This is a genomic window from Liquorilactobacillus mali, from assembly GCF_001437155.1.
In the GTDB taxonomy this organism is placed as follows: domain Bacteria; phylum Bacillota; class Bacilli; order Lactobacillales; family Lactobacillaceae; genus Liquorilactobacillus; species Liquorilactobacillus mali_A.
On the sequence record NZ_JQAR01000038.1, the window covers coordinates 16,824 to 17,657 of the forward strand.

Below are 834 nucleotides of genomic sequence, written 5' to 3' on the forward strand. Positions count from 1 at the left end.
GAATTTACCGTCCATGACAGGGATTGCTGACCCCAATTTACGTCAACTCATGACCAACCTCATTATTGAACTTTATAAATACCAAGCTGAAAGTGAACGTAAGCGGATCATCGAACGTCAGCAACAAGGCATTGCCCTGGCTAAACAACAAGGCAAATATCATGGGCGCAAACCCCAATACACCCAAGGCGATCCCCGCTTGCAACATGCTTTTAAGCTTTATCAGGCCGGTATGAGTGATGTGGATGTTTCCCGTAATACTGGGATTAAACGGTCGACTTTTATTAGGTACCGTATTAAATATAGGATCAAAAGAAATTAGAGATATATTAAACTAATATAACAATTATGATATTTAAATTTGGAATAGATAGATTATAATGATTAAAAGATTTTTATAGGAGACTATGTAATGAATTTATCAGAGATAATATTTAAGGGGTATGTTCCCATTGTTTTGTCGTGGATATTTCCTATCTTAATGCTATTTTTTGCAGTTTTTTTGGAACCGAATATTCAAATAGGTGTTTTCCTTTTGTTGTTACTAGCCATTATAGTGGGCATGTTAATACCTGGGATTGTTATCAGTTGGCTAATTATTGGATTAACCACTGTAGGATCTGGTATTCTTTTATTTGGCTACCTGGTTATTCCAGTTAACGACAAAGTCATCTTATTGTTAGCATTCCCAATTGAAGCAATTTTAGTTAATCTAGTCAGTAATTGGCTACTGAAGTGGCGATCATTAGGCCCTGATATAGCTTCAATACATCGCTATGGTAGCGTCAAGAATCTTGTGTAAATGAAATGCCTTCGTACATATAATATGTATCT

General features: G+C 35.7%; 1 protein-coding gene and 1 pseudogene. Both read left to right on the top strand.

Annotated features, from left to right (window positions below):
- Positions 1 to 322: pseudogene (locus tag IV36_RS11130) on the top strand (recombinase family protein); the annotation flags it as partial.
- Positions 323 to 412: 90 nt separating this feature from the next.
- Complete coding sequence (locus IV36_RS11135; RefSeq protein WP_056986632.1) at positions 413 to 802, top strand: hypothetical protein; 390 nt, start codon at positions 413 to 415, stop codon at positions 800 to 802.
- Positions 803 to 834 lie beyond the last annotated feature (32 nt).